Consider the following 1,177-nt stretch of genomic DNA (forward strand, 5'->3'; position numbering starts at 1 on the left):
CTCTGCTGGAAATTGAGCAATGCCACGGTCTAAAATAGCGGGCTCATCAATCATCATCATTTTGCTGATGACGATTGCGGGATCCATTTCTTCAACACTGCGGTATTTAACCGGCATATTGACCAAGGAAGATTCTCTGATCGTATACGGACTGATATCTTTATTAGCTGTATAAATCGCTTCTTTATCTAGCGTTTGGCAATGGACACCTACTTTTCGGCTCATTGCTTCGATTTCTAAAAAGTCGTCAAAAGACATTGTATGGTGAGCGATAGCTGTTCCGTCATGAGCTTTTTGAACCAAAGCACCGTTATAGGTAATGACATAATCGCCTTCTTTCAAATAGTCTTTCACACCAGGAAGCGGACGTCCTGTACACAATACGACTTTAATACCTTTTTCTTTCGCTTCAGCTAATGTAGCTTTTACTCTAGGGCTGATTGTTTTTGCGTTGGTCAATAGAGTGCCATCTAAGTCAATGGCAATTAATTCGATACTCATTTTATATTATTCCTCCAATGGGGTAGTGGGTTGACTGATTGCGTCATTTTTAATGTAGCGTTTAAACTCTTGATAAATAGGCTCAAATAAATCGACTTCTTTTTCTGTTTTTGGCTTTAAAAATTCTTTTGGAAAATAAAATCGTTCATCACCGCGAACTTTGCCGGTTAAGGAAGAAACGATTTCACTGACCTGTGAAAGTTCAATAAAAGTGCCATCTTGATACATGAGTTCAATTTGTGTCCGGTTAGTGATTTGATTAGGGCGATAGAAATCATAAGGCAGATCGTAACTGTTATTGATAGCTGTGTAGTAATCTGTATCATAACCGGCTTCTTGGATTAAATCCATCAACTTTTGTAAAGTGACTTGATCCTGCTGGCTGGAAAAATGAACCGACTTAAAGGGTTTGCGATCCAGAAAGCGCGTAGCTAAATCACTTAAAACAGCATCTTGTTCGTCTCGCCAAAGCGTAAAGTAGGTACTTAAAACACCGTCATCCAATTTTAAATAATCTTCTAAAGTAAAGGTTTGATTAAAGAAAGGAATCAAGATGCTTGCCGAGTGTTCTAAATGAACTTCTGCGTCGGTATACAAGAGTTCAGCCCGTTTTAACAAATGATCTAAAATAACTTCCATACTGCGTGAAACAGGGTGGAAATAAACCTGCATGTAC

1 protein-coding gene and 1 pseudogene are annotated in these 1,177 nt (G+C 38.6%); both read right to left on the minus strand.

All coding sequences use genetic code 11. The annotated features are described in order from the left end of the window. Nucleotides 1–501, minus strand: a 501-nt coding sequence (locus RT405_RS12905; protein ID WP_313470214.1) for an HAD-IIB family hydrolase, incomplete at its 3' end; no start/stop codon positions are given. A 6-nt stretch (nt 502–507) separates the two neighbouring features. Next, nucleotides 508–1,177: pseudogene (locus RT405_RS12910) on the minus strand (hypothetical protein); the annotation flags it as partial.

The sequence above is a fragment of the Carnobacterium sp. genome (genome assembly GCF_032094055.1).
Lineage (GTDB): Bacteria > Bacillota > Bacilli > Lactobacillales > Carnobacteriaceae > Carnobacterium_A.